The sequence below is a fragment of the Elusimicrobiota bacterium genome (assembly GCA_026388155.1).
In the GTDB taxonomy this organism is placed as follows: domain Bacteria; phylum Elusimicrobiota; class Elusimicrobia; order Elusimicrobiales; family UBA9959; genus UBA9634.
In genome coordinates this window covers 472093-496969 of sequence record JAPLKI010000025.1, presented here as the reverse complement: position 1 = coordinate 496969, position 24877 = coordinate 472093, and the positions used below count along the sequence as shown (strand labels likewise).

Annotated in this window: 17 protein-coding genes; 16 read left to right on the top strand and 1 reads right to left on the bottom strand. The window is 51.8% G+C overall.

Annotated elements, in window-relative coordinates; all coding sequences use genetic code 11:
• Nucleotides 1–155 precede the first annotated feature (155 nt).
• The 8 genes from NTX59_14335 to NTX59_14300 all read left to right on the top strand — a co-directional run bounded on the left by NTX59_14335 (nt 156) and on the right by NTX59_14300 (nt 7371).
• The gene (locus NTX59_14335; GenBank protein MCX5786857.1) at nt 156–1481 is read left to right on the top strand and encodes a replication-associated recombination protein A; all 1326 of its coding nucleotides are present in this window, start codon (nt 156–158) and stop codon (nt 1479–1481) included.
• A 408-nt stretch (nt 1482–1889) separates the two neighbouring features.
• Nucleotides 1890–3143 carry an exodeoxyribonuclease VII large subunit gene (gene xseA / locus NTX59_14330; GenBank protein MCX5786856.1) on the top strand — a complete coding sequence of 418 codons (1254 nt, stop codon included), beginning with the start codon at nt 1890–1892 and terminating at the stop codon, nt 3141–3143.
• Nucleotides 3137–3382, top strand: a complete 246-nt coding sequence (xseB, locus tag NTX59_14325; GenBank protein MCX5786855.1) for an exodeoxyribonuclease VII small subunit — start codon at nt 3137–3139, stop codon at nt 3380–3382. The genes xseA and xseB overlap by 7 nt, the downstream gene beginning before the upstream one ends.
• Before the next feature lie 13 nt (nt 3383–3395).
• Complete coding sequence (locus NTX59_14320; protein ID MCX5786854.1) at nt 3396–4160, top strand: TlyA family RNA methyltransferase; 765 nt, start codon at nt 3396–3398, stop codon at nt 4158–4160.
• Nucleotides 4161–4233: 73 nt separating this feature from the next.
• A complete protein-coding gene (locus tag NTX59_14315) occupies nt 4234–5400 on the top strand; it encodes a radical SAM protein (protein MCX5786853.1) in 1167 nt (388 codons plus the stop codon).
• A 42-nt stretch (nt 5401–5442) separates the two neighbouring features.
• Entirely contained in the window at nt 5443–6483 is a 1041-nt protein-coding gene (locus tag NTX59_14310; protein ID MCX5786852.1) for a hypothetical protein, read from the top strand.
• A 107-nt stretch (nt 6484–6590) separates the two neighbouring features.
• A complete protein-coding gene (locus tag NTX59_14305) occupies nt 6591–6806 on the top strand; it encodes a hypothetical protein (protein ID MCX5786851.1) in 216 nt (71 codons plus the stop codon).
• Between the two features lie 232 nt (nt 6807–7038).
• A complete protein-coding gene (locus NTX59_14300; GenBank protein ID MCX5786850.1) occupies nt 7039–7371 on the top strand; it encodes a hypothetical protein in 333 nt (110 codons plus the stop codon).
• 6 nt (nt 7372–7377) lie between these two features.
• Here the strand turns inward: NTX59_14300 and NTX59_14295 are convergent, their stop codons facing one another.
• Nucleotides 7378–8664, bottom strand: coding sequence for a TRAM domain-containing protein (locus NTX59_14295; GenBank protein MCX5786849.1), 1287 nt, complete (start codon nt 8662–8664; stop codon nt 7378–7380).
• Nucleotides 8665–9264: 600 nt separating this feature from the next.
• Between NTX59_14295 and NTX59_14290 the strand changes: the two genes are divergently transcribed.
• The 8 genes from NTX59_14290 to NTX59_14255 all read left to right on the top strand — a co-directional run bounded on the left by NTX59_14290 (nt 9265) and on the right by NTX59_14255 (nt 24789).
• The gene (locus tag NTX59_14290; protein MCX5786848.1) at nt 9265–10629 is read left to right on the top strand and encodes a T9SS type A sorting domain-containing protein; all 1365 of its coding nucleotides are present in this window, start codon (nt 9265–9267) and stop codon (nt 10627–10629) included.
• Complete coding sequence (locus tag NTX59_14285) at nt 10626–11795, top strand: PorV/PorQ family protein (GenBank protein MCX5786847.1); 1170 nt, start codon at nt 10626–10628, stop codon at nt 11793–11795. Before NTX59_14290 ends, NTX59_14285 begins: the two co-directional genes overlap by 4 nt.
• Nucleotides 11795–12826, top strand: a complete 1032-nt coding sequence (locus NTX59_14280) for a hypothetical protein (GenBank protein MCX5786846.1) — start codon at nt 11795–11797, stop codon at nt 12824–12826. Before NTX59_14285 ends, NTX59_14280 begins: the two co-directional genes overlap by 1 nt.
• A 158-nt stretch (nt 12827–12984) precedes the next feature.
• Complete coding sequence (locus tag NTX59_14275) at nt 12985–18624, top strand: hypothetical protein (GenBank protein MCX5786845.1); 5640 nt, start codon at nt 12985–12987, stop codon at nt 18622–18624.
• Between the two features lie 87 nt (nt 18625–18711).
• Entirely contained in the window at nt 18712–19866 is a 1155-nt protein-coding gene (locus NTX59_14270) for a hypothetical protein (GenBank protein MCX5786844.1), read from the top strand.
• A 174-nt stretch (nt 19867–20040) separates the two neighbouring features.
• Nucleotides 20041–20991 carry a cache domain-containing protein gene (locus NTX59_14265; GenBank protein ID MCX5786843.1) on the top strand — a complete coding sequence of 317 codons (951 nt, stop codon included), beginning with the start codon at nt 20041–20043 and terminating at the stop codon, nt 20989–20991.
• A 186-nt stretch (nt 20992–21177) separates the two neighbouring features.
• Entirely contained in the window at nt 21178–23157 is a 1980-nt protein-coding gene (locus tag NTX59_14260; GenBank protein ID MCX5786842.1) for an alpha-amylase family glycosyl hydrolase, read from the top strand.
• A 156-nt stretch (nt 23158–23313) separates the two neighbouring features.
• Entirely contained in the window at nt 23314–24789 is a 1476-nt protein-coding gene (locus NTX59_14255) for an alpha-amylase family glycosyl hydrolase (protein ID MCX5786841.1), read from the top strand.
• Nucleotides 24790–24877: the final 88 nt, after the last annotated feature.

Here is a 24877-nt window from a genome sequence, read left to right as displayed (position 1 = left end):
GCTGAAGGCTTAGGGCTGAAGGCTGAAGTTGGAAAAATTTCCTTATACACCTTAAGTTTTAGCCTTTCCTAAAAAATTTAACTAAATTTTTTAGGGCTAACCGCTCGCCGCTTTTTCGGCTTGTGGCTTGTGCTCTTGTGACTTGCAACTTATTTATGTCCGACCAGCTTTTTGAAGAAGAACAAAACGCGGAAAACAGCCAGGAGCAGATGCCGCTGGCGGCCCGGCTTGCTCCATTGGAGCTTTCGGAGTTTTCCGGGCAGGAGCATATACTGGGCGAAGGTAAACTGCTGCGCCGCGCCGTGGAGTCGGATAACCTCAAATCCGCGGTATTCTTCGGCCCTTCCGGCACCGGCAAGACCGCTTTGGCGCGCTACATCGCTTCAAGAACAAAAGCCAGGTTTTTTGAGCTTAACGCCGCAACCGCGGGCGTGGCCGAGCTTAAAAAAATACTTGAATTTTCAAAAGGTCTCTCCGGCGGCATAGCTAAAAAACAGCGCGTGCTGCTTATCCTTGACGAGATACACCATTTTAACCGCACGCAGCAGGATGTGCTTTTGCCTTCCGTGGAAAAGGGCGAAGTCATTTTGATAGGAATGACCACGGAAAATCCGTTTTTCTACATCAACAACGCTTTGCTGTCGCGGTTTATAGTGGTTGAATTCAAGCAGCTTGAAGAAAGCCATCTGCGTGAGATACTGGCCCGCGCGCTTAAGCTGGAACTGGGAGTTAAAAGCCTGAATGTCGAGGTTTCAAAAGAAGCGGCCGATTATCTGGTTTCAAATTCAATAGGCGACGCCCGGCGCCTTTTAAACGCGCTGGAGCTTGCCGCCGTCACCACAAAGCCGGGTCCCAAAGGCGTAAGAAAAATTGATTTTGACACGGCAAAAGAATCCATACAAAAGCGCAGCCTGCGCTACGATAAAAGTTCCGACGAGCATTATGACCACATCTCCGCTTTCATAAAATCCATGCGGGGCTCCGATCCCGACGCCGCGGTTTACTGGCTGGCCAAAATGCTGGCCGCCGGAGAGGACCCGCGCTTTGTGGCGCGGCGCATCCTTATTTGCGCCTCTGAGGATGTCGGCAATGCGAACCCCATGGCCCTGGTGCTGGCGCAGAGCGCTTTTAACGCGGCGGAGTCGCTGGGCATGCCGGAGGCTCGCATAATACTTGCGCAGGCCGCCATTTATGTGGCCTGCTCGCCCAAATCCAACGCTTCATACATGGCCGTTAATGAGGCTATGGCGGAAGCTGAAAAAGGAAAGGAGCGCCCCGTGCCCATGCACTTGCGCGACGCCACAAAAGACGGAGAGGCCTTCGGGCACGGCAAGGGCTACAAATATCCGCACGATTTCCCCAATCACTATGTCGAGCAGGAATATATGCCGGAGCCTAAAACCTTTTATCGTCCCACTGACCAGGGCTTTGAAGCGGAAATAGCGAAGCGTTTGAAGCGGCTTAAGGAAGAGCAGAAGTAAGTAGTAAACGACAGGGTTCGCTGGGCCTGTCGGGGGACTGGAACGCAAAACCAGAATCGGGACACACCGTGCCCGCTCTTCGCATCCTCACCCTCCGCGCTATGTAAGCGTCGGGTTCCGGAGCGTTTTGCTTATCCAGCTCCCACGCCACCCGCTCCATTTAATTTTGTTGAACTCAACAAAATGCTTGTTCAAAAAGTTTTGTGTCAGGAAGCGGCAGGCGTATACGGACGCGGGTGCTGGTGGCGCCGGATTCGCGGGGCCTTCGCGAGGCTGAGGCTTACATAAGCGCCGAAGCCGAGTGGTGGAAGCGCGGCACGGTGTGTCCGCGCTGTCCCCCGCGATCCGGTCCACCGGCAGGCCCCGCGAACTTGCCAGCCTGCCGTTACCATGGCCAGTTTAGATACTATGGACCAGAAAATTTATACCGTCAGCGAGCTCAGCCAGGGCATAAAGTCCCTGCTGGAGGCCTCCTACCGGGAAATTTGGGTGGAGGGGGAAATTTCAGGGCTTAAGGTGTCATCTTTAGGCCATACCTATTTTGACCTGAAAGACGCGGCCTCCAATATTTCAGGCGTGCTGTTCCGCGGGTTCGCCGCCGGGCTTAAATTTGAACTGGAAAACGGCCTGCTGGTGCGCGTGCGCGGAAATATTACCACTTACGACAAACAGAGCAAGTATCAGCTGATGGCGCGCGAGGTCCAGCCCGCGGGACAAGGGCCCCTGCAGCTGGCTTTTGAGCAGTTAAAGAAAAAATTACAGGCAGAAGGCCTTTTTGACCCGGCCCGGAAGCGGCCCATACCCGCCCTGCCGCAGAAAATAGCGGTAGTCACCTCCCCCACGGGCGCCGCCATACGCGACATCCTTGCAATACTGAAGCGCCGCTACGCCAATCTGCATATAATAATAGCGCCGGTAAAAGTGCAGGGCGCGGGTTCAAAGGAAGAAATAGCGCAGGCCATAGAAGACCTGAACGATAATTTCCCCGACATAGACGTAATGCTGGTGGGCCGCGGCGGCGGCTCCATGGAAGACCTGTGGGCTTTCAACGAAGAAATAGTGGCCCGCGCCATAGCCGGCTCAAAAATACCGGTAATTTCCTGTGTGGGACATGAAACTGATTTTACCATAGCCGACTTTGTGGCGGATTTGCGCGCGGCTACGCCTTCGGCCGCCGCGGAACTGGTGGTAAAGAGCAAGGTGGAACTGGCCGCCAACATAGCGCAGCTGGAAAGACGCCTGCTGCAAAGCCTGCGCATCTATTACGAAAATCTCTCAGGCAAGTTCAGGCGTCTGGCTTCAAGCCGGGCCTTTGTAAACCCGCTGTTCCTGCTTGAAAGGCCGGTACAGCGTTTGGACAGCGCGGTGGAAGCTCTGTTTGACGGCGCAACGGACAAATTAAGGCGCTCCGGAGAGAAACTGAATTTGCAAAAAGAAAAGCTGAAAGCGCTCAGCCCGCTTTTCCCTCTTAAAAAAGGCTATGCCATAGTTAAAAAAACCGACGGTAAAGCGGTAAAAAAAGCCGCCGATCTGCGCGCCGGGGACAGGCTTTTACTGCAGTTCGCCGAAGGGCGCGCGGAAGCAGATGTGGTCACAAGCAGCGGGAAAACAGAGAAAGGGAATAAAGGCGGGGCCGGGCCGGAACAGGAGACTTTATGGTAAAAAAAGAAAAAACCGCGGGTTTTGAGGAAAAACTGGGTAAACTTGAGGAGATCGTGGGTAAGCTGGAAGATGAAAATACGCCCATAGAGGAATCTCTGTCCCTTTTTGAGGAAGGGGTGGTAATTTCAAAAGAGCTTTCGGAAAAACTGGAAGAGATAAAGCGCAAAATCGAGGTCTTAAAAAAAGACGCCGAAGGCAAATTGAAACTGGAGAAGTTTGAAGAGGAGAAAAGCGAGTAGTTGCGCAATATTCATGAAAGCCCGTCTTGATGTCACCTGTGTGGCCCGGGGTTTTTTTGAAAGCCGCGAGAGAGCCTTGCGCGCCATTATGGCGGGGCTGGTTACGGTAAACGGCAGGCCGGCGGATAAGGCGGGGCAGGCGGTGCGTGAAGGCGATGTTATTGAACTGGTCAGGCCGGACTGTCCTTATGTTTCGCGCGGCGGACTTAAACTTAAAGGGGCCCTGGACAGTTTTAAAATAAGCGTTAAAAATAAAGTCTGTCTGGATGTGGGGGTGGCCACCGGGGGGTTCACGGACTGTTTTTTGCAGGAAGGCGCGAAAAAAGTTTACGCGGTGGATGTGGGCATAGGCCAGATTCACGAGAAAATAAAGAATAACCCCAAAGTGGTTTTTATTCCCGAAACCAACGCCCGGTTTTTAAAGCCTGATCTGTTTCCCGAAAAACCCGAACTTGCCGCCATAGATGTGTCTTTTATCTCCCTTAAACTTATACTGGGCCCGGTTTTTGATTCCATCGCGCCGGGAGCCGAAATCGTAGCTTTGGTTAAACCCCAATTTGAGCTTGAGCCGAAACACCTCTGCAAAGGCATAGTAAAGACTGAAGGCTTAAGGCTGAAGGTGATGGAAGATTTGAGGGAATTTATGTCCGAAAAGATAAAGAATTATGAGGAAAAAGGCCTTATGAATTCACCGATAAAAGGCGCTAAAGGGAACCTGGAATTTTTGTGGTACTTGGGGAAGTTGGGAGTTCAGGGAGTTAAGAGTTCAGAGTTGTGAGTTTTGAGTTTTGGAATTTAAACTCCCAATTTCCTAACTCCTAACTCTCAACTCATAACTGTCAACTAAAAATATGGCTGTATCAAAATATAAACTAGGCTGTGCGGTGTGGGAATTCACCCTTGCCTGCAACCTGAACTGCATTCATTGCGGTTCGTCAGCGGGCAAAAAACGCAACGATGAGCTGACCACGGAAGAAGCGTTCAAACTTTGCGAAGACCTTAAAAAAACAGGCTGTTTGGGCGTGGCCCTTATGGGGGGGGAGCCTTTTTTACGTAAAGATTTCTGGCAAGTCGCCCACAAGATACGCGACCTCGGCATGGAACTCTCCGTAATCACCAACGGCATCATGGCGGATGAGGAAATAATGAAAAAGCTCGTGCCGCTTTCCCCGCGCGCCGTGGCCGTAAGCGTAGACGCCGCAACGCCGGAAATACACGACCATATCCGCGGCCGCGCCGGCGCTTACGCGGATTCCTGGAAGTTTATTGAACTTGCGCTCAAATACGAGCTGCCGGTAAGCGTGATAACTACCGTGCACAAGTTAAATATCGGCGAACTGGCAAAAATGCGGGAACAGCTAAAAGGCCGCGGGATCGCCTGGCAGGTGCAAACCGCCGGCTCCGAAGGCCGCCGTTTCGCAAAAGATCTGCTTTTGGACGAAGAAGAATTTTATTCCGTGGGCTTGTTTGTGGAATCCACCCGCCGCAATTATTCCGCGGAAGAAATGCCGGTTATAGGCGCGCATGATCTGGGTTTCAACTCAATGCTGCTCAAAAACACTTCGCTTCAAAAAAAATGGGAGGGCTGCCAGGCCGGGATCTCGGTTTTGGGTGTGCGCAGCAACGGAGATGTTCTCGGCTGCCTTTCCATAAACGACGATAAATATGTGGAAGGAAATGTCCGAAAGACCGGCGTTTGCGAGTTATGGAACAGCCCCGCCTCTTTTGCCGGTTCAAGACATTTTAAACCTGAACAGGCGGGCGCTAACTGCGCCGCCTGCAAATACCTTGACGTCTGCAAGGGCGGCTGCAACGAAATGTCGCTCATGAAAACCGGGAGTTTTCACAACGATCCCTGCTGCTTCTGGAAAATAGAGCAGCGCCTTTTTGGCAGGGAATTGCATCATCCGCTTAAACGAGCCATGCTCGGTCTTAAAGGTCTCTGGAGGCCGGTAAAGAAAGGCGGAAAATTTAAGAAGCTTTCGGAATTTTTTAATGGGGAGAGACCTGCCAAGTGATTCTAAGTTCTAAGCTCTAAACTCTAAGCTCAGTCTGCTATTATGAAATTAAATATCGGTTGCGGTTATAACCGCCTCGCGGGTTACATAAATATCGATTCAAATCCGGGCGCTCCGGCTGATAAAATAATGCCCGCGCATAATCTGGATTTTGCCGGCGGGAGCGTTGAGGAAATCAAGGCTTTGCAGCTTATAGAGCACCTTGGTTTTTTTAAAACGAAATATTTTTTAAGCGAATGCCGCAGGGTTTTGGAACCCGGCGGCCGCCTTATTATTGAAACCCCTGATATAGCTAAGACTTTTGAAGTTTTTCTCAATGGCGGCGAAGCTCAAAAAGAAGCCGCTTTGGGCTGGGTTTACGGCAGCGAAACAAAAGGCATGAACCACCTTTATTGTTTTCCGGCCGAGTTGCTGGCCGCTATTATTAAGGAAGCGGGTTTTGAAATAATTGAATCTGATTCCTTTTATTTTCAACCGAACAGGCCGGCTTTGCGTTTTAAAGCTGTTAAGGAAATTTCCCCTAAGGCGGATTTAGCGGCAGCACTGCGAAAACGCCTTGTTTCAACTGATATCCCCTGTTTTGAGGATGAAATAATGGTCTCTGAACAGGAAAAGGTGATAAAATCGCTCCTTTCGGCCCAAAGCCCGGACGCGGCCCTTGGACAGGCGGTTTACAGCGCGGAAATAACCGGAGAATATTTCAGTTTGCGCCCGTTCGGAGACGAAGGGGATTCCGGGCACAAAGCTGTTTGTGACCGCCTGGTTGAAATAAATTTACAGGGATATCTGATGACAGAGCTTGAAAAAAAGGCGGTTGAAGGCGTTTTTAGCGAAAAAGATTTTAAATTGGTTTTTGATGCCGGACTTGATTGTTTAAACAACTTTATTTACGGTAAAGCCGGGCAAGTCCCGCACTTTTTCCGAAAGGGCCAAAGTGCGGGGCAAGCGGGTGGCGGAATAACCGTACCTACCGGGCCAAAAGAGCGGGACCGGCCTCCAACACAAAAATCAAAAGTTTTTTCCCGCGCGTGCGCTGAAGATGTTTGCCTTAAAAAGTGGTTGTTCTATAAGGCTAAATTGTAAAAAATGGGTCTAATATTGCTTTGGATATTATTTGTCCGCTGAAATAAGTTGTATAATCTAAATACGGAAAATTTAGTATTTAGTAAAATCCAAGGAGACTACAAAAAATGAAGAAAGCATTATTATTGGCGCTGCCTTTAGCGGCGCTTACACTCGCGGTTGCCTGCAAAAAGCAGGAAGCCGCCCAGACCCCTGAACAGCCGGCCGCCACCCAGCAGGTTGCTGGAACCGCCGTAGAAGCGGCGCCTGTGGCCGTGACGCCTGCCCCGGTTGTGCCTGCCGCGACACCCGTTGCCAAGCCGACCGCGAAGAAAGGCAAATAGTTGCCTTAGGCCGTCTGATGACTGGAGCTGAAGAACTTAAGTTCTTCAGCTCCGGTATAATGCGGCACAGTCATAGGCTGGAAGTTTACCGGCGGACGTTTTAAAGCGTCCGCCGGTTTTGTTTTTAGGTGGAAATTGGTTAAAATAGCATTAACTAATTGATAAAGGGCGAACAGCAAATAGCACAAATAACTGGAGCGGATAGAATACACTCGCAGCTTGAGGGGTTAAAATGAAAAAGATTTATGAGCTTGGATCAAAAACCGGTTTAAACGCGGGCGAGTTGAATAAACTGGCTAAATTCGGGATTTTGGGGCTTGCGGCGCTGGCGTTTGCTTCTTTGGCCGCGTGTTTCAAAGACAATAAAACCGAACTCAAGCCCGCACAGCCTTCCGCCCAGGCGCAGCCGACAAATTTGCAGGAGCTTGCAAATTCCGTAAACACCAGCACCGCGCCGGCGCGTCCCAAGGACCGCGGCGATGGCAGCCAAAATTGCGGCCCATACCCCGGATATCCATGCGGCACCAAATATTACACCGTAAGCGTTTCGGATTTTAAAGCCTGAAAATTTTTACGAACCCTTATCGAACACCATGAGCGTTTCCGCGTGCGGAGTATTGGGATAGAAGTCAAAACCTACGGCGCGGACCAGCTTGTATTTTTCAAGGAAAAAGGCGGCGTCGCGCCCCTGCGTGATGGGGTTGCAGGATAAGTATATTATCCTTTTCGGGAGCAGCTCCATGATCTTTTTCACCACTTTGTTATGCAGACCGGCCCTGGGCGGATCAAGCACAAGAATGTCGGCGCCTTCAAGAAAGGCCGCGTCGGCTTTTTCAGACATTGAGCATAAAATTTCAAAGTGGGCCGCTTTATTGTTCGCGGCATTTAAGGCCGCGTATTTCGCGGCGTTCGGCACCGACTCCACCGCGTAAATTTTTTCCGCCATGTCGCGCAGCGACAGGCCTATGGCGCCGACGCCCGAATAAAGGTCTATCAACTTCCCGCACTTAAAAGTCGCTTCGCGGATTTCCTTAAGCGCCTCTTCAAAAAGATCAACATTGTTCTGGAAGAAACAGTCAAAACCGTAAGAAAGCGCCGTGCCGCCCGCTTTTTCGGTCACAAAGTCGTTTCCCCAGGCGTAAAGGATTTCATCCGCCGAGCTCATGGGGCTTAAGGGGTTTGAGTAAACCGCCATAAAACCGTTAAGCCCCGTGAGTTTTATTTCGGGCAAAGTTATGTCCTTGCGCTTTAAAAATAACACGGCTATCCGCTCATCGGAGCGTTTGGCTTCCCTGAAAACCAGGGTCTTTAGATCCGCCGTTGAAAGGCCGGTTTTATTCAGGGTCTCAAGTATTTCAAGCGCGAGGGCGTTTGTTTTTTCGCTCATCAGAGCGCAGCCCGCGGCTAAGATATATTTTTCCCTGAAGTTTCCGCGTTTGTGAAAAGCAAAAGCCAGTTTGCCTTCATGTTCGGTGAAACTGTATTCGATTTTTGTGCGGTAGCCGAAAAGCTCTTTGGCTTCGTAAAATTTATCCAGCCTTATGGTTTCTTTAGTGGTCTGGTAAAGCAGGTCTTCGATAAGGCCTTTTTTAGTTTCCGCCTGGTAGGAATACTCCATTATCTGCCAGGGGGAACAGCTTATGTAATGGTTTTCTTTGGCCGGTACGCGTTTTTGCGAGGGAATGACTATTTCAACCAGTTCCGCCTCCATGAAATTCCGTTTTTCAAAGGTTATCTTAACCCTCGCGGTTTCGCCGGGCAATACCCCGTAGCAGAACACAACTTTGCCGTCATGACGCCCAAGGGCTTTGCCCTCGCCGACTATTTTTTTAAATTCAAGCTCAATTATTTTATCCATTGTTAGGATTCGTGACAGAATAATATGGGCCTCCCCCTGGGGGCTGGCCGCTTTTGGGCTACGCCTTTGCGTCGTTCCGCTAACGTACGTGTAGTACGCGTCGCTTCACGCCGCTGCGGCTCGCTCCAAAATCGACTCAGCCAAATGTTCATATTATTCTGTCACGAGTCCTTAATATAATACAAAAAATACGATTGTCGTCCGGCGCACATCCTGCAGGCTTTAAGCGGGCGGCGGGATGGTGTAACTGAAAGTGCCTTGACGTTTGACGGACATTTCGGCAATACTATAGATGTCCGGCCTTTTCATATAAGCGCTCACAAGGTTTCTTTTTATCGGGGATATTGAGTTGCGAGTTAACAAATTATTCACAATTCCATAATCCGTATCCATTACAATGTCTTTATATGTCCAAGCGGCTGAACTTGCGGGTTGCCAAGTTTGCTAAAATATCGTAACTGCTCAGGTTGTCAGGTTCACGGTTCAGGGTTATCTTTTGCACAGGCGTTTTGGCCATTTGCAGGCCATAGGCTTTGATACGGCGCCTATGCATGTCTTGAAATTCAACCGTTGAACCGTGAACCTGGATAGTGACAATTTATGAACTTATTTAAACTCTTAGCCGTTTTCGTTCTTTCTTTTTCATTTGAGCAGTGTTTATGGGCCGGTTGGACGCGGCTAAATTCAGTTTACGGCTCATATGGCTCCGCCCCGGTTACTGTGTCAAATATGGTCACTATATCAAGTTATAGCGTGGCGCAGACTATCGGGTCCGAGGCGGTTGGCAGTTATGCGTTCAATTACTCCGGCGGGGAGCTGACTACGGGATATCTCTCACAATTTTATTCCACAAGGCTTTTCCCTGAAATACTGAGTTTCACTTCCGATAAGGGGATGGTATCGGGCGGAGTGTTGTGGGGGACGGGCGAGAGCTCCGCGCAGAAAGTGTTTTTTTCAAACGAAATGTCCACCTCATCCCTTTCACAGCAGGTGAGGGTAACCCAGGTTTCAGACCACCTGGCAGCCGCTGTCAATTCCACCTGGACCGTGAATGTGGCCTACCTGCCCCTTGAGAGTGCGGTGAGCATTGCTACCGGGTCGGCGGTCTGGGCGAAAGGCGGACTTTTTGCCATAAATTTCTCTTCAGCGCTCAAGGATCTCAACGGCCTGCCTGTCGCGTCAGGCGCTACGGTCTATTTCAGCGTGGCCATGGACAAGGACCAGAATAATGTGTCAAAGCTGGCAGGCGACGATTCCGTGCGCATTAACCTATCATCGGAGACTTTTGGCAGCGATTTTTTCGTGGTGCTCTCAACCTCCCAGGATTCACAGGCTATAAGCGCCGCCAACGGGAAAAACCTGTACGGGTTCCTGCCGCTCAAAACGCTGACTGCCGCCTCATACGATGTCAGCGGCAGCACGATCCAACCCTTAATCCCCTGGACCTTGCGCTTTGACTACAAGGACGCTGATAATAACGGCATAGTGGACGGAACGAACCCGAAGGTGAAAGTAAGGAATCTTTCCGTTTGGTGGCTTAACGATGATGTGAAGACCTGGGTGCGCCAGAACGGCGCCGTGATCGACAGGACCGCGCGCACGGTTTCTTTAAATACCGGGCATTTTTCAACTTATGCGCTTATGTCTTCTCCGGATGAAGATGTTTCATCGGTGCACGCGTACCCCGTGCCTTTCAGGCCCAACGCAAGCGGCGCCGCCAGAAGCGGCACTTGGGCTGATGGGATAAGGTTTACTTCGCCTCCGGTGCGCGGGAAAATAAAAATTTATACCATAAGCGGCAGGCTGGTCAAGGAGATTGATATCGCTCCAGCCACTATTATTAACGGCGAGATACCATGGGACGTAAAGAATTCGGATGGAGAGTTGGTGGCAAGCGGGGTTTATATTTGGGAAGTTACTTCCGGCTCTAACCGCAAGACCGGAAAACTTGTAATTATAAAATGAGAACCTGGGATATTAAATTTTCACCTTTTTCGGCGCTCCGCGCGGCGGCGGTTCTTTGCGCTTTGTTCTGCCTGGCCGCTCCGTCGCTGGCCGGAACCGGGGCGTCAGGCCTTGAATTTTTGAGGATAACGCAAAGCCCGAGGGCCGTAGCCATGGGCGAGAGCGGGGTAGGCATGTACGGCGATGTCCTTGCCGCCTGCCAGCTTAATCCGGCGGCTTTGGGTCTGACCGATTACAAGGAAGCGAGCGCGGTTTACAGCTCCTGGATAGAAAATCTTAGCATGCAGCAGGCGGCCTACGCCCAGCCTTTTGCCAAAGGCGGAGTGCTTGCCGGCTCCATAGCGCTTTTGCAGACGGGGTCTATTGACGGTTACGATGAGTACAACAGCCCGACAGGTTCGCTTTCCTCCTCCGATAAGGCTTTTTCGCTTGCCTACGCGCGCAGGCTTTTCGGACCCTGGGATGACAAGCGCTTCGGCCTTTTCGGAGGGGCCGCTTTAAAATACGCCAGTGAGACCCTGGGGCCGGTGTCGGCAGGAACCACGCTTTACGATATAGGCCTGCTTTCCGTTAACCGGCGCGGCGATTCGGTTGTGGACATAGGCTTTTCCATCCAGTCGCTTGGAAAAGGGCTGAAATTCGATTCCGTTCAGGACAAGGCCCCGACTGTCTACTCACTGGGTTTTGGCTTTATAACTCCGCTTTACGGTGACCCGCTTTCGCTTGCTTTTGACATAAAAAAACCGAATGATGAGAAAGTTTATTGTTCCGCCGGGCTTGAATATCTGACTAAAAAAATGCTGGCCTGGCGAATGGGCTGGGTATCAGCCTCGGATTTGGGCAGCGGTTTGCGCTTCGGGGTGGGATTTAATCTTAAGTTCATCCAGCTTGATTACGCCCTGGCCAGTCTGGGTAAATTCGGCCTGACTCACCGCCTGAGCGCGGCTTACAAGTTCGGCCATCCCGTGGAAATTTCTCCGTATCTAAAACCCGACCAGGAAAGGGCGATGCGGAAACTTGAGCGGGGCAAAAAGCTTATGGCGGACGGTCGCTATTACGAGGCTATGACGGAATTAGGGGAAGCCATAGAGCTTGACCCCGCACTGAAAGAAGCGGTTACGCTGCTGCGCGGCGCAAGAAGGCAGATGGAAACGGAGAAAGAATAATGTCCCGCGGATTCTGCCTGAAGTCCGCCGCCGTCTTTCTTGCCGTTTCAGCTTTTTCGGAAATACGGGTTTTTTGTTCTTCTCCGGAAAACGGGCAGAACTTTACGCAAAGCGCCGGGTTTTACGAGCGCGGCGAGTATAAAAAGGCCATGCTTGGTTTCATGGATGTGCTTATAGAAGAGCCCGGCAACGCCGCGGCCGCGCGCTATCTCAGAGACTCCGGCGCCATGCTGGACAGACAGGAAAAGAACGGGATTATAGAAGAGAAGGACAGGCTTTTGCGCGAGGCCGCGGCATTGAAAGCCGCCAAAGCACGGCTCCGTGAAAATCAAAAAAGGCGCCTGAAAGCGTGGAAAAGCGTTTATTCCGATGTGGTAAAACTCGCCGGCAGCCCGGAAACGCTGCGGGAAGCCGTGCTGCAGTATGAGGTTTTCCTTAAAAAAGCGCCCGCGTACTCGGATGGATATGCGCGTTTTACTTCGGATAACGCCGCCATAAAAAAGAGGTTTTATAAAACCATGAAAAGCTGTTATCCCGTACTGTTTCAGAACAGGGATTCCGTTGACGCAAGGGATCTGGCCACGCTTTTTTTCGCCACGGGCTCGGAAAGCGATTCCCCGTATAAATACGTGAATACACAGGGCACGGAGCAGATGCTGGGCAAAATGCAGGAAGTGAGCGGTTTTGAAATAACGGCGGAAACAGGATATAAAACCGCGTCCGACGCTTTCCGGTTTTATGCGGACGGAAAATATGAAATCTCGCTCGGGCTTTGGAACCAGCTTCTGGCCGGAGACCCGTCAAATGAAGAAGCCGTTTTTTACCAGAAACTGGCTGAAGGAAGGGTCCGCGAGAGCTCCGACCAGGCCGGCGCCGCGCGGCTTTATGAGCAGGGGGTAAGGGAATTTTCAGCCGGAGATTATGCCGCCGCCGTTAAAAGCTGGCGGGATTGTATTGCGCTTGAACCGGGAAATAAAAAAGCGGAGCTCGGCCTTAAAAAAGCGCTGGAATTTACTGGTGAAAAGCAGTAATTGCCGATAGGAAAGGCTGAAGGATCAAGGTGGAGAAAGGTGTCAGGTGAGGAATGATGCAAAAATGTATTAAAAACAATAATTGTTTTTTTGGCTTCGGTCTTAAACCTTCAGCCTTAATCCCTAAGCCTTCAGCCAGTGTTTCTCTGGAGGAAAGTATGGTTTTTAAAAAAGTTTTTCGTCTATTTGCCTTTGCAGGTTTGTGGCTGACCGCTTTTTCCGCTTTTTTAAGCGCGGCCGTTCCGCAGGGGATAATCTACCAGGGAACATTAAGAAAAGACGGCGCCATATACACGGGCACCGTGCCAATGAAGTTTAGAATTACTAATGCAGACGGAGGTCAGGAATACTGGACCAGCGGGTCAACGGATGTCGCCGTGTCCGCCGGTCTTTTTAGATATGTCCTGGGCACGCCCGCCGGGAATTTCGCGAATATAGATTGGCAGACGTTTACTCCCTATGTGGAAGTAACGGTGGACGGCAATCTTCTGCCGCTGGAACCCCTGCTTTCTTCGCCTTATGCCCTGCATGCTCTTACCAGCGTAACCAGCGCGGGCGCCAAGGGGCTTTTTACCGTTACCGACGGCGATATAATAATTTCCACCGCTGTCAATGGTTCATCAAAGGGAATAGTTTTTCAGGACGGCACAAAACAGATCACTGCCGGCGGAGCAAGGGCCTGGGCATTTTCAGGCAACAATCTATACACCACCAATACCGGCGGCAATGTCGGTATAAGTTCAGACACCCCGTCGTACAGGCTTGTGGTATCTTCCGGCGCGGGTGAAGCCGGGATCATGCTTATGGTATCCACCGGCTCTTCCAGCGTTTTTCAGGTTACGGGTTCCGGCGGGGTGTATGCCAACCGTTATTACGGGGACGGGTCGGGCCTGAGCGGCGTATCCCCCGCCGATACCCTGGGCACACATATAGCCACCACCACGCTGAACATGAACGGGAACCAGATTATTAATATTACGTCGCTTACCGTAACCGGGATGTCGGGTATGAATTCACCCAGGGTCCGGTTCGCGCAGAATGTGGAAATAAGCTCAACTACGGCCTCCCTTTACGGCGGGCTGGCCATTTCAACTAATGTTTATCTTGTTCCCGGCGCTAAATATTACGGCAACGGCTCTGGGCTCACTAATCTGCCTGAAACAGATCCGGTTTTCACTGGGCATGTGGCCTACGGCATCGCAGCCGGAGACATATCAAACTGGAACACGGTCTACGGTTGGGGAAACCACCAGACGGCCGGTTACGCGAAAATCAGTTCCGCGCAAACATTTACCGGCATCAATACCTTTTCTTCAACCGCGTCCTTCACGGCCATTAATGGCGTTCTGCCGGGTGTGTATATCTCGTCCGGTTTGATAGTTGCCAACGGAAATATGGGAATAGGTACGACAAATCCCCAGGCGAGACTTGATGTTAACGGCGGTATTAAGCTGGGCAACACCCCGGCAATCGTTCCCGCCGGCACCATGAGGTATGCCGGCGGCCTCTACGAGGGCTATAATGGCAGTGCCTGGAACGCCATGAGCGGCGCTTTCACAATAGATAATTCCGCTCTGTGGATGGGGGCCGACGATAATATTTATCCCGTTAAGGTTTCTTCAAATGTAGCCATTGGTTCAATGGATGCCGGCACAAGCAAGCTGCGCGTGACCGGCGCCACCGCCAATAACTTGACCAACGCGTTCCTTGCCGAAGATTTCCTGCTCGCGCCGCTTTTCACGATCCGCAACGACGGGAAAGTATGGGTCGGCCCTGTAACCACTCCCGCCGCGCGGCTGGAGGTGCAGGCGGCAGCGGGAGACAGCTACACGCAGATATGGCGCGATTCCGGCGGTGTGCTGAAGGCCTCCATATCTGATACAGGGGTTCTGGCCGCGGACGGTTCCTTCTTGACTGGCGTTATTCATACCGAAGCAGACCCGGTTTTTGAGGCGCAGAAAGCCGCTTTCGCGAAAATTGACTCCTCGCAAACGTTTACCGGCAGCAATACTTTTTCTTCAACGGCGGCTTTCACGGCCCAAAACGATTCTCTGCCGGGCGTATATATATCGTCCGGTTTGACCGTTGCCAACGGAAATGTGGGGATCGGCATGTCAGGCGCGGCCGCCCGGCTGGATGTGCGGGGGGCAGCGGGCGACAGCCCCACGCAGATCTGGCGCGATTCCGGCGGAACCATAATATCCTCCATGTCCGCGACGGGTGTGCTTATGGCTTCACAATTCATAGGCGACGGTTCCGCGCTGACCGGTGTGTCCAACGTTGATACCCTGGGTACCCATCTAGCCACCACCACATTGAACATGGCTAATTATGACATAGTCGGGGTTTCCACTATAACGGTCAGTTCCATCACAAGCGCCGGCGCGGGCGTGGTATTCAGCACTAACATATTCACTAACGGCAATATCATCAGTTCCAACTTCGCCGGTTCGGGCCCTCGCTGCGTATACGCGGACAGCTCCGGAATGCTCCAGCTGGCGGGAAGCGCCTGCGGCACGGGCGGCACCGGATCCGATAACCTCGGCAATCATACGCTGACCCAGAACCTGATAGTCGGCAACTACTGGATTTCCCACGACGGGAGCGCCGGAGGATTGACCGTGAGCGTAAGCAGCAATGTGGGCGTCGGCATACCCGTAGCCGCGACGCGGCTGGATGTGCAGAGCGCTCCAGGCGACCCATACACGCAGATATGGCGCAATTCCGGCGGAAACATAATATCCTCCATGTCCGCAGCGGGTGTTATGTCGGCCGCAAAATTCATAGGCGACGGCTCGTCCCTGGCCAATGTTTCGGGCTCGGATAATTTGGGCAATCACACGGCCACCACAGACCTGAACATGTCAGAGAACCAGATAATTAACATTGCGTCGGAGCAATTCGGCTCAAATATTATAATTAGTTCTGCCGCGGCCGCCAATTACGGCGGGGTCTACTTTTCCACGCATGTTTACCTGCCGCCAGGCGCCAAATATTACGGCGACGGCTCGGGGCTTACAGGCGTTTCAGGTTCGACGGCCACCCAGAACCTCAACATGGCCGGTTACCAGGTGTTAAATGTTTCTTCGCTCAGCGTAACAGGCGCTTTGGGCATAGGGGCGGCGAAGATCCGGTTCGCGCAGGATGTGGAAATAAGCTCAGCCGATAGCTCGGCAAAGGGGGGAGTATACGTTTCCACGCATGTTTACCTGCTGGCAGGCGCAAAATATTACGGGGACGGTTCCGCCCTGAGTCTGCCGCCTGAAGCGGACCCGGTTTTCACGGCGCAGGCGGCCAGTTACGCGAAACTTAGTTCCTCGCAAACTTTCACCGGCTCCAATACCTTTTCTTCAACGGCGGCCTTCACGGCCCAAAACGATTCTCTGCCGGGAGTGTCTATATCGTCCGGTTTGGTAGTTTCCAACGGGAATGTGGGAATGGGTATAGTGACAGGCAATGTCGGTATAGGGACGCTGAACCCGCAGGCGAAACTTGATGTGAACGGCGATATCAAGGTCGGCGCCTTGACCGGAGTCGCAGGTGATGGCAAGATCCGATTTACGGGCACCGCTTATCAGGGCTATTATTCGGGTGCATGGCACGACTTGAACGGTACCTCCACGAACGACAATTCCGCATTGTGGACCGCCGGAGCGAATACGGTTTATAATACCAACACTTCTTCCGGTGTGGCGATCGGCACCACCGATGCCGGAAACAGTAAACTGCTCGTGATCGGCACTACGAGCGCTAATACTGAGAACACGTTTCTGGCTAAAAATTCAGGTTCAGCTCCGCTGTTTATAATCCGCAACGACGGGACGGTGGGGGTTGGAACTCTCACCCCCGCGGCCCGGCTGGAGGTGAAGGGGGCAGGCAGCGACCTTTACACGCAGATTTGGCGCAATTCCGGCGGGACTGTAATATCTTCCATGTCCGCCGCCGGCGTGCTTATGGCTTCAAAATTCATGGGTGACGGCTCGGCCCTCGCTGGAAGCATGCACAACCCGGCCACCGCGGACCTGAACATGCAGGGCTACAGGGTAATAAATGTTTCCACCATAACAACGTCCGGCGCTTCAGTGCAGTTCACTACCAATGTTTATGTGGGCGGACATGCCGCTTTCGGCAACGCGGCCACAGTCGAGGTCTCAACCGCCGTTTTTATGTCTGAGATCTTCGGTAATATAAGTCAGGATAGTTATGTTTTGAAAGCACATGGTAAGGTTGATAATAATTCCGGTGGTGCGGATACCGCGCTATATGGCGGCAGTTTTAGCGCGGCGACGAACCAGGAAATCGGCAACTACTCTTTCCCAACTCTTACCGGTGTTATTGGCAATGCCATGCAAAAAAACGCAGGCAACTTAACCAATGCTTACGGCGTTTCAGGAATAGGCAGCCAGTTTGGAGGCACGATAACAAACGCTTACGGCGGAAACTTTAAATCGATAGCCTTTGGGGCGGCTACGCCCGCCATTACAAACGCTTACGGTGTTTTCGCCGGAAACTCGGTAAGAGACAGTGGGGCTTATATAACCAATTCCTATGCTATTTTTGCCTCAATACCTGATTCTATAGGCCATATAGATAACAGCTATGGGCTTTATATAGGGGATCAGTCCGGTTTCGGCACCATAAAAAGTTTCAACCTTTACTCCAAGGGGGCCGCCTCAAAAAACTATTTTGAAGGCAGTGTGGGAATAGGCGTCGAAGCTCCGATAGCTCAATTGCAAATTTCAACCGTCGCAGGGTTTTCAGGCAATATGCTGGTGATCTCCACAGGGAACGCCAATGTTATACGCATGACCGGCGCCGGCGGGATATACGCAGCTAAATACTACGGCGACGGCTCGGCTTTAACCGGTATTTCGGGCGGCGGAGGCGGCAGCGATAATCTGGGCAACCACACGGCTACCACAGATTTGAATATGCAAGGCAACAAGATACTAAATGTGCCCAGTATAACCGCGATCGGAGCTTCAGTGCAGTTCGCCACCAATGTTTATGTGGGCGGGCATGCCGCTTTCGGCGTCGGTTCCACGCTGGAGCCCGTCGGCAATATAGTGAATATAGATGAAACTTTTTCAGGGGGGGCTCTGGACCTTACTGGGGATACCGGGTTAACGGTTAATGCCGAGATCGATCCGGCTGCGGGTTCGTTGCCCAATACCTCGCTGACAGGGGCTGGTTTCACTGCCAATTACGAAAATTCTTTAGCTATGTTGATAGGCGCCAGCGGCCTAGCTACAGCATCAGGCGGAGCAGGGATCGTAGTAAGCACAATGGCCGGGGTGTCCGGCATTGCTGTTAATAGCAATAATGGGAATGTGAGCAACGCCTTGGGCGGAAACTTTATCATCATGGCCGGCAACCCCTACGATGGAAGCGGGACGGGGACAGTGAATAAAGCTATGGCCGTCCGCGGTTGGAACACCCTTCAGTCTCCGACGGCCAATATTACCAATGCTTACGCGTTGTTTGCGGAAACTCCCATGGGTTCCAATAGGATCGCCAACAACTACGGTCTTTATATTAACGACCAGTCCGCCTACGGGACCTCCAGCAGTTTCAACCTTTATTCCAAGGGCGCCACGGCTAAAAACTATTTTGAGGGGTCAGTTTCTATCGGGGGAAAGATAGGATTTCCTTCTAAAACGATAAGTGAACTGAAGGGGATTACTCCGGCGCTTGGAGAGGTATATTATTGCAGCGACTGTTCACCGAAGAAACTAGTGGTTTCAACAGGCACAAGCGCTGGGAATTTCGCCGACGTGGCAGGCGGAACATTTAAATAAAAAGCAAATTGTTCCCCGCAGGTTTGCCGGCGGCATAGTTAATGAGGGGCTGATGACTTTTTAGCCGCCCCGGTTCAAAATATTAAAATGTTCGATTTTAAAATACCCGGTTTTAACGTTGATTGGCGTAAATTAAACCTGCATTTTACCTCCTGGCTTGTTTTTACGGCCCTTTCCCTTAATATAATCATTTGTTGGATACTTTATGCCAAGGCGCCGTTGGGGGAAGCCCGTTCCTGGGCGGCGGCCGTCCCAGGCGCCGTTTTTTTTTATAATCCGGGTTTTGCGCCGCCGCTCCCTGTTTTCGCGCTTAAAATACTTATGTTTGCAGGCCTTGGGTTCAGGACGGCTTTAATGATCTGCGGTTTCTCGGTTTTCTCGGCTCTTGTTATTTTCACGCTTTTTGCTTTTGGCAAGCGCTATGGCTCCGTAGCCGGTTCCATGGCCGCGCTTTTTACGGCGGCAAATCCTTACTTCGGTTATTACGCAGCCCAGTCAAGCTCAAACCTGTACGCGGCTCTTTTTCTCGCGCTGTTCTGGCATTATAATTCATATGAGGTTAAAACACTTAAAAAGTCCGTTTTCGCGGGGCTTTTCGGCGGCCTGGCCCTGCTTGCACGCCTTGACTGCGCCTTTGTTATAGCCTTGCTGGTTCTCTTCGAAATTATCCGCGATTTGCGGCTTGAAAGAATAAAAGCCGCCGCTATTTCCATAAGCCTCGCCTGTCTTATCGCCGCGCCGTATCTGGTTTACCAGAAAAAACAGTATCGCAATTCTTTCTATTTACAGGAGCAGTCTTTAAGGCGCTGGGCGAACATAGATAAGTACGCCTATAAGCCGGCTCCCGACATGGAAACAGAACCGCTTAGCCTTGGCGGTTTCGTGCGCAGAAATGGCGCGGCAGGTTTTGCCAGAGCCGCTTTTAAAGGTTTAGGAATAAGCCTTGGCGCCGGTCTGCCCCATGCCTGTTACTATAAGTTCAGTATAGTTCTCCTTTTTCTCGGGGTTTATTTTGCTTTCTCGCTCAAGATATACGCTTTACTGTTCTTCTTTGCCGCTTCGCTTGTGCCGCTATTGCCGCTTGCGGCCATAGCGCAGGTGCCGGCTACCGGGGGGATAGAACCCAGGTATTACCTCGCTTCACTTTGGGTTTTATGCGCGTTCGCGGGCCTGGGGCTGCAGGAATTCCTTGTCTGGGGAATGAAGGAATTGCTGGAAAGGAAAAAGCCGGCTAATAAATAACGATCGCGTTTGCGGACGCCGTGCAATGTGCTAAAATTGATTTAAAGCAGAGGCTGGCGGTTAGAGGCAAGGGGTTTAGAGAAGAGAAAGGGCGAGTATAAAAGCCTCGTAATAAAAACTCTTTCCCTATTCGCTAATCTCTATACGCTATTCTCTTCTCCAAGGTATTTTACTATGAATATAAAAAATGAATATAAATTTATAGCTTCGGTGATCTTAATGTTCTGTTTGCCGTTCTTCATTCTAAGCGCTCATTTTCTTAGTGGCGCGAGGGAACTGCTGACAAAAGACACCTTGTCTTACCTTGAACTGCGCACACGAACCGCCTCAGGCATTCTGTCCTCGGTGTTGTCCGTCAACTATGACCTGTCAAAAATAACCGCAGTTAAGGATTTTTACGCTTCAACGCCCGCCGGAAAAAAATCTTTTCTTGAAAGGAGGATGAGGGAAAACCCGAGCGTTTTTTCCGAGTTTTCGGTGCTGAACCGCTCAGGCCTGGAAATCGCGCGTGCCGGAACCGCTTCTCTTAAGGATCCGAAAGATTATTCTAAAGAAGCTGTTTTTAAAGAGGCGGCTAAAAGCGCGCAATCCGCCGGCGCGGTGGAATTCGGCGATTATACCCCTCCCGCGCTTGTGCTTATGGAACCGGTATCGTCCGTGAAAAGCGCCAAGCCCGATTCTTTCCTGCTGGGCCGCCTTAGCCTGGCGTACCTTGGAGAGATCGCAAGGCTCATGGGCAATAATTCCTGGGGGAATTTCGGCCTTTTGGACGGAGGGGGGCAGATAATAGCGGATTCCATGGGCCGCTCTATAATCACCCCCGGCCTGAAAGCCCCGCCTGAAGTGCTTAAAATGGTGGCGTCAGCCTCCGATAAAGAGCTTACCAGCTTCATGAGCGAAGTTTTTTTCAGAGGGCGCACTTATTTGGTTTCGGTTTCAGCGGTGAGCGGCACTAAATGGTGGGTTTACGAAATTATGGACGCGGCCGATATGCCCGCCTATACCAGTTCCGCGTGGGCTAAACGCATTGTTTTTTCCGGCATTTTACTTATAATAATTTTCGGTTTTATCACCTATAAACTGGCCCAGACCTGGCTTGTGGACCAAGAGCAGCGTATAGAGTAGAGGGGATAGGGCTTAGGAAAGGAGTTCCTTATTTCTGCAACTCTATTCTCTCCCGTCTGCCCTTGCTTTTCCCTAACCCTCTAACCCCTCGTCTCTAGCCCCTGCTGCTATAGGCCCTTTGGGTAATTGCGCGGTGGGCCTTTTTGCTCTTGAATTTCCGGTTTTTATGCCTTATAACTTCAGAGAATGAATCCATCACTATTTTTAAAGGTGCTGTTTTCCGTTTTGTTAGCAGCACCCTGCGCGGTTTTTTCGTCTCCTGAGACGGAAAGGCAGGGCGCTGCCGCGCTTTTTGACGGTTCCGGACCGGCGGCCGTCGCTGAGCTGTCGCGCTCACGCGGTAAGACGGATTTAAATACCCAGTTCCTTCTGCAGATGAAGGAAATTATGTCTTCCGGCGCGTGGGACGGCCCCATACCCCAGGCGCGGCAGTTTATGTTCACCAATGACAGGGAAGGCTGGACGGCCCAGGCGCAAAGCGTGGGGCTTGAAGGCTTTTTATGGACTAAAAAAGAGCTTGAGGGCAAATACGGCACGGGGCCTTTTCTGCATCACATGAACGATTATTTTGTGTTTCTGGACGATTTGCTTAAAGAAGTTTCCTGGACTACCGACCTGAGGACCGCGCTTAATAACCTGAAAGCTTCGGCCATGTCCCCGGAAGAAAAGAACGCGAAGCTTAACGCCATCCTTGAAAATTATGTTTCAGGCCTTCAGGCGAATATAGCCAAATACGATGCCGCCGCCTGGGCGAAGAAAGCCCGCATTTATGAGCTTTTCCCCCGCGCTTATAATCTGGCCGGAAGGCGCTCCAGCGCCGGTTTCAAGTCCCCGCGCGATCCTTCCAAAACGCTTTTTTTCAGGGATTTCAGGGCTTCTGATTTTGACGTGATAAAGCGCATGGGCTTCGATACCGTGTGGCCGATGGGGATACTTCCCATAGGCGTGCGCGGCCAGACCGGCACGGGCGGAGGTTCGCCTTATTCCATAAGCGACCATTCCACCGTCAACCCGGATCTGGGCACCGAGGAGGATTTTAAAAAATTCGTCTCGCTGGCGCATCAGGCCGGCCTTAGAGTCATAGTCGACTTCGTGGTCAACCATACCTCGCTTGATTCAAAGCTGCTGGCCGAAAACCCGGACTATTTCGTCAGTTTCCGTTACGACGGCGCCTGCCCGAAAGACGGCTATTTTGACTATACCTGGCAAGGCGCCAAATATTGCGTGCACCACGGCGGTTTTGAATACGGAGGAGGCGTTTCAAGCTGGATAGACACGGCCCAGATAAATTACTCGAACCGCAACCTGCGCGACCGCATGACAGCCATTGTAAAAGGCTGGGTCACAAAATTTGACGTGGACGGTTACCGCGTAGACATGGCTTACCTGGCGCTGAACAATGTGTTCTCCCACACCTGGCAGAAGTCCATGCCGCACGATGAATTTTTCCGCCAGCTTATCTGGACGGTGAAAGCGGCCAAGCCTTCAGCGGCTTTCATGGGCGAAGCTTACGCTTTCCAGGAAGATCTGGCAGCCTGCGGTTTTGACACGCTGTACAGCAAGTACGAAACCGGCCGGCCGGAAGGCCAGACCGGCTGGTATAACGCTACCGAGAGCGGGAACTCCGGCGAGATGCAGAGCGCGGTCAACAGGGCCGCATTCCTGGCCTGGCAGAAGGGCGGGGCCGGTTCCGTGAATTTTGTCGGCAATCACGACGAGTCCGCTCCTGAAAAGATATACGGCAAAAGGCTGCCGGCCGCTCTTATGCTGACCATGCTTTATCCCGGCGCCGTAATAAGCTACTCGGGCGCGGAAGTAGGATATGACGCTTCCATACCCGGCGGCGAGCCCAAGCCGCTTCCTTTCAGCGTTCCCTGCGAGATAAACTGGTCGGGCGGGGACCCCTGGGTAAAACAGACCTACCAGACGGTGTTTTCAGCCTCCGGAGATTTAAGGGCGCAGCTTGGGGACTATGATATAGAACCGCTTTGGCCGCCGCAGGGACAGACCTGGGTCGGCTATATCCTTAAGTCTAAAACGGTTCCGGGGCTTAAGAAGGCGGTTATAGGCAATATCACCTGGAATTATACCGGGGCTAACATCCCCGCGTTCAATTTCAGTTCCGGCCTGCAGAGCGGTGAATACCGGATAATAGATTTAAAGTAAGGGCATTTGGTAGAATATGGGGGGAAAGGGGCGCTGGTCATAGCCCCTGGTTCCATAACTTAACGAGAGATTCCATCGATCTCACGGCGTTACCGGCTTTTTGGGCAGAGCCGGTTATATGCTTTAAGGAATTTTGTGCTGCGCGCCAATCCACACTTGATAGAAATCAATACCAGGCTCTGGCTTAAAGACCTTCGTAAGAAGTACGCCATGGCCGACATGACGCTTTCCACGGTGCCTGAGGACGAATGGCTGGGCCTGAAACACCTGGGTATCGATATGGTGTGGCTGGTTGGCGTGTGGCAGACAAGCCCGGAATCGGAACGCATTGCCCGCGAGTCAGCCGGTCTGCTTGAAGAAATAAAAAAAATCTCACCGGAATTTACAAGCTCGGCCATAGGCGCGTCGCCTTACGCCGTGTTTGAGTATAAGCTCAACCCGGAACTCGGATTTGAATGGGAATTGAAAGCCCTGAAAGAAAAGCTTAATTCCATAGGCATGAAGCTGATAGTTGATTTTGTTTCAAATCATACCTCAAAAGATAATCCCGGCGTTGACCAGGCGCCTGAGTGTTTTATCAGGGGCGGCGAAGACGATTTTAAAGCCCACCCGGGCTGGTTTTTCCCGCGCGAGATAAACGGGGTGAAAAATTACATCGCCTACGGGCGCGACCCGAATTTCCCGGCCTGGACCGATACCGCCCAGCTGAATTATTTCAACCCCGCCACCAGGGAAAAGATGCTTTTCAACCTTATGCGCATGGCTGAAATGTCGGACGGAGTGCGCTGCGACATGGTGATGCTCACCTTAAACGACGTACACGAAACCACCTGGGGCGACCTTCTTGGCAAGGCGGGCTTCAAGAAGCCGGAGCGTGAATTCTGGGACGACGCCATAAAGTCCGTGAAGGAAAAATATCCGGAATTTATATTTTTAGGCGAGGTTTACTGGGGTCTTGAATGGCGCGTGCAGCAGATGGATTTTGATTATACTTACGACAAGGTTACCTACGACCGCCTGCGCTTTCTGGGGCCCCAGGATGTTAAGGGGCACTTGCGCGCGGAGAAACTTTACCAGAAACGCTCGGTGCGCTTTATTGACAATCACGACGAACAGCCCTCTTTAACGGTCTTTGGCCGGGAGAAGGCGTTTGCCGCGGGCGTTATTATTTCCACCATTAAAGGCCTGCGCTTGTATAATGAAAATCAGCTGGACGGCATCCGCTACCGTGTGCCGCTGCAGCTCAAGGAAATTTATAACCGCGTTCCGGACACGGCGGTCAGGAAATTTTACGAAAAACTTTTAAAAATAACCGATCATCCCGCTTTTCACGGAGGAGAATGGAATTTGCTTGAGGTGCGCGCCTGCTCCCCCCAGGATAATACAAACCGCAATATATTGGCCTGGAGCTGGGTGCAAAGGCGCACCATGAAGATAGTGGCGGTTAATTATTCCGCCGCCCCGTCCTGCGGGGTAGTGAATGTGTCCGTGAAAGCGCAGGGTGAGAACGCGGCCCTTTTTGAGGAAATTTCAGACCGCTTCTTTTCCTTCAAGGCTGAAGATGTTTCCCCGGGCCTGAAACTCCAGCAGATGCCGCCCTACTGTTCCTACATTTTTGACGTGGAGTTTTAAGGCAGCGTTTAGCGAATAGCGAATAGGGGTTAGGGAAGGAATTCCTTATTCCCCTGCATCCTTTACCCTATCCGCTAGCCCCTCGCCC

Excerpts from the sequence above, each read along its gene's own strand:
- NTX59_14285 (MCX5786847.1), top strand. The coding sequence starts at position 10,626 with ATGAGAACCTGGGATATTAAATTTTCACCTTTTTCGGCGCTCCGCGCG.
- xseB (MCX5786855.1), top strand. The coding sequence starts at position 3,137 with ATGGTAAAAAAAGAAAAAACCGCGGGTTTTGAGGAAAAACTGGGTAAA.
- NTX59_14320 (MCX5786854.1), top strand. The coding sequence starts at position 3,396 with ATGAAAGCCCGTCTTGATGTCACCTGTGTGGCCCGGGGTTTTTTTGAA.
- NTX59_14310 (MCX5786852.1), top strand. The coding sequence starts at position 5,443 with ATGAAATTAAATATCGGTTGCGGTTATAACCGCCTCGCGGGTTACATA.
- NTX59_14265 (MCX5786843.1), top strand. The coding sequence starts at position 20,041 with ATGAATATAAAAAATGAATATAAATTTATAGCTTCGGTGATCTTAATG.
- NTX59_14275 (MCX5786845.1), top strand. The coding sequence starts at position 12,985 with ATGGTTTTTAAAAAAGTTTTTCGTCTATTTGCCTTTGCAGGTTTGTGG.
- NTX59_14315 (MCX5786853.1), top strand. The coding sequence starts at position 4,234 with ATGGCTGTATCAAAATATAAACTAGGCTGTGCGGTGTGGGAATTCACC.
- NTX59_14335 (MCX5786857.1), top strand. The coding sequence starts at position 156 with ATGTCCGACCAGCTTTTTGAAGAAGAACAAAACGCGGAAAACAGCCAG.
- NTX59_14270 (MCX5786844.1), top strand. The coding sequence starts at position 18,712 with ATGTTCGATTTTAAAATACCCGGTTTTAACGTTGATTGGCGTAAATTA.
- xseA (MCX5786856.1), top strand. The coding sequence starts at position 1,890 with ATGGACCAGAAAATTTATACCGTCAGCGAGCTCAGCCAGGGCATAAAG.
- NTX59_14305 (MCX5786851.1), top strand. The coding sequence starts at position 6,591 with ATGAAGAAAGCATTATTATTGGCGCTGCCTTTAGCGGCGCTTACACTC.
- NTX59_14290 (MCX5786848.1), top strand. The coding sequence starts at position 9,265 with ATGAACTTATTTAAACTCTTAGCCGTTTTCGTTCTTTCTTTTTCATTT.
- NTX59_14295 (MCX5786849.1), bottom strand. The coding sequence starts at position 8,664 with ATGGATAAAATAATTGAGCTTGAATTTAAAAAAATAGTCGGCGAGGGC.
- NTX59_14260 (MCX5786842.1), top strand. The coding sequence starts at position 21,178 with ATGAATCCATCACTATTTTTAAAGGTGCTGTTTTCCGTTTTGTTAGCA.
- NTX59_14300 (MCX5786850.1), top strand. The coding sequence starts at position 7,039 with ATGAAAAAGATTTATGAGCTTGGATCAAAAACCGGTTTAAACGCGGGC.
- NTX59_14280 (MCX5786846.1), top strand. The coding sequence starts at position 11,795 with ATGTCCCGCGGATTCTGCCTGAAGTCCGCCGCCGTCTTTCTTGCCGTT.